Origin of the sequence: uncultured Caballeronia sp. (assembly GCF_964243625.1) — a bacterium.
Lineage (GTDB): Bacteria > Pseudomonadota > Gammaproteobacteria > Burkholderiales > Burkholderiaceae > Caballeronia.
On sequence record NZ_CAXTGZ010000072.1, the window covers coordinates 1 to 3,387 of the forward strand.

The following is a 3,387-nucleotide window of genomic DNA, read 5'->3' on the forward strand; positions in this document are numbered from 1 at the left end:
GACGACAAACCGCCGTTGCCGCTCAATTGAAGACCGCTTTTGTACATCCGCTGGATCGCGCCCGGATCGCCGGATGTTCGCGTGCTGATGTAGTTGTCGTCCGCGTCATAACCGCCGATCTTCGCGTTCAAGTCGATGAACTGGTCCGCCGTAATCGAGCCTTCGTTGAGCGCGGCGAGACCGTACTGGACGCCTGTATTGTCGAACGGACGCAGCGCGAATCCCGTATTCGGGTCTATGCCATACACATTGCGGTTCCAGTCGTACACATCGGCACGCGCGCCCTTCGGGTTCGAGTTCGGATCGTAGCGAAGGCCCACGGGCACGATGGTGTTCCAGGTCCCGGCAACATAACCCGAGATATCGACCCGCGACGAAATGGGATCGGTGCGGCCGGCCTGGTTGGCGGCATCGTAGAAGGCCTGCAGGCCTTTATAGCCCGAGACCGCCACTTGTTGCACCGTCGAGAACCCGGTGGGATTCGTCACGGCAAAGTAGTGCGTCAGCAAATGACCGTCCGAGCCGGAAAATGCAATCGCCAACGGATCAGGGAAGGTGCACATGACAAGCACGCCGTCGAACAGACCGGGCACGATGTCCGCAGGCTGCATGCTGCCGTAGGACCCGCCGGAGCATCCCTCGCTGACACTGAAATCAGGCACGCCGAAGGTCTTGATGAAGTGTTCCTTGCTCATCATGGCGGCTTCCGCGGACAGGACGGCATTGCAGCTATTCGATGCATGCTGCAACGTGTTGCTGAAGGTCGCATACCCTTCGCCGAGCCGGGTGGGATCGAGGTCGCTCAGGTTGAAACCCGCAATCGCCAGGTTGCCTATGGCGCCGCCCTGAATGTACCAGCCGCCCGGGCAGCCGAATCCCTCTATACCGATCAGCCGCTTGTTCCACGCCTTGGGTGGAGCAAGCGGAGTCGGTTGCGCCTCGGTGGTGGGATCGTGCAGCACCGCATTTTGATAGATGCCGCGGTCGATCGTGCCGGTCTCCACACGGACGACAAACGGCACCTTTGCGCCGCTGAGCGTCGTGGTTGTCGAGACATCGGCGGGCAGCGCTGTCGTGCTCGGCATGGGCTTGAACGCACTGCCACCGTTAGGCATGTAGATATAGGTCACCTTCGTGGGCGCGGAGCAGTCGGCATCGGTAGCCGTACCGAGCATGCTTGCGTCAGGCAACGCAAAAGCCTGCGTCTGGCAGAGGAACGGGCTCAGGTGCGGACCCGAGATGATCGGACCGGTGATCGGGTAATTGGTGACGTTGAGCGACGCGCTGGTCGTGCCGATCGACGCGACGATCGTATTGCCGCCGGTCGCCATGCCGGTGGCCACGCCCTGGTAGACGCCGGCAACAGCGGTTGGTTTGAACGCGGCGGATTCGTCAGTGCCATTGACCTTGACCACGACCGCCTGCGCCGCCGGGGCGTTCGTCGCAATCTGGATCAACGCGCTGCCGCCCGACACGTACTGCGGCGTGGAAGACAGCGATGTAACCGCTATGGCGTACGGTTTTCCGTCGTCGGAACCGCTGTTGCAGCCCGCAATCATGAAGGCGGCGACGCCCCCGGCGAGAACTCTTCCAAGACAAACGGGGATACTCGCGCGACGTATGCCGCGCATCAGGGTAATTAGCATGTCTCCTCCGGGAGAGGTAATTTTGTTGTCTTCACCCGACGACGCCTTTTATCGGGCAGGACTCACAAGGCAACGTCCATGCCAATTCGCGCGATTGGGCAGCACTCCTGATATGCATTGATTTAACTGATGTTTTTTGATGTGTGAACTCAGGCCACCCCCGCAGCATCCCGGAAATCCGTAATGGAACCGCTACCCGATCACGGGTTCGGGGACGGTCGCGTCCTGCCGCCACTGTTGCGGCACTGTTCATGAGTCACGCGAAGTCGCCTGCCGGCATGCGACCTAATGCAAACACTGATATCGCAAACCACAGGGGTGTAGTCAAACTCCACTCGTTCCACACGAGTGCTCATGCAATGACGACCCGCTCCTACGTTCGTGCGCGCCTGCTTGTACTGCTTGCCGTTCTCGGATGCGTGCTCGCAGCGGGCGCATTCGGCTATCGCTATGGCGAGCGGGTTGCGGCTTCGTCGTTGCAGGAATCGGAGGGGCACAAGCTCGACCTTTACGTCGACTCGCTGCGCGGGGAGCTTGCACGTTATGCGTTCTTGCCCGCTGTCATCGCGCAGAACCGTGACGTCATAAGCTTGATGAAACAACCGGTCAAGGATCGTGCGTCGATCTCCGCAGTCAACGACTATCTGGACCACGTCAACAAAGCCGCGCAGGCAACCGCGAGCTATCTGATAGATCGAACCGGCAGGACAATCGTCGCGAGCAACTGGCAAGAAAAGAACTCGTTCGTCGGAATGGATTTTTCATATCGGCCGTACTTCAAGAGCGCGAACGCGGGCTCGAACGGCCACTTCTTCGGCATAGGCGCCGCCGGCGCGGAGCCGGGCTATTACTTCTCGACACCCGTGCGCGACGGCCGCGAGATAGTCGGCATCTCTGCGGTCAAGATCAACCTCGACTCGCTGCACGACTTCTGGCTGCGAAGCGACGAACGCCTGCTTGTCCTCGACGGCAATGGCATCGCCTTCCTAAGCACGGTTCCCGAATGGCGATACAAGGCCTTGAGGCCGCTATCTGCACGCGCTCGAAAGGAGCTGGTCGATACACGTCAATACAACGAAGACGGCATCATGAAGACCATCGGCTTCAAGGAGATCCGCAGTCTCACCGCGGACGCCATGCTGATCGAGAGCGCAAAGAGCGAAGGCGGTCACGTCGACCCGAAGGTGCGGGAGCTGTACCTGGCCCAGACCCGGCTCGTTCCGGGCACCGACTGGAGCGTGATGGTATTGAGCAGCGTGGTGCCGATCGTCACGTCGGCGCGAACCGCGGCTGCGGCGAGTGCGCTCGCGGTCCTCTTCATCACCAGCCTGATCGTGGTCTTTTACCAGCGCAGACGGGCGCATGTGCATGCCAAGGCGAGCAGGCAGGCACTGGAACTCGCAAAGCTCAGTCTCGAAGACCAGGTGGTGTCCCGGACCCAGGATCTCGTCGATGCAAACGCGCTGCTGACCGCGCAAGTGCAGGAACGCCTGCGTGCGGAACAGGCCCTGAAATCCGCAACGGACGGTCTCGTGCAGGCGGCCAAGCTCGCGACGCTCGGCCAGATGTCCGCTGGCGTGACCCATGAGCTGAACCAGCCACTGGCGGCATTAAGAACCTTGACCGACAACGCCATCAAGATGATGGACAGAGGACTGCACGCCGACGCTCGCAGCAACCTTGTCGCGATCACCCAGCTCGTCATGCGGATGGCGAACAGGCCCACGCCAGCCAACAGGGC

General features: G+C 61.0%; 2 protein-coding genes. One reads left to right on the forward strand and one right to left on the reverse strand.

The genetic code is table 11. From position 1 onward, the window contains the following. A partial coding sequence (locus tag ACFFAR_RS07275) for a DUF6351 family protein (protein ID WP_375507696.1) occupies positions 1-1,646 on the reverse strand: 1,646 nt, incomplete at its 3' end. Between the two features lie 359 nt (positions 1,647-2,005). Between ACFFAR_RS07275 and ACFFAR_RS07280 the strand changes: the two genes are divergently transcribed. Then, a partial coding sequence (locus tag ACFFAR_RS07280) for a cache domain-containing protein (RefSeq protein WP_375507697.1) occupies positions 2,006-3,387 on the forward strand: 1,382 nt, incomplete at its 3' end.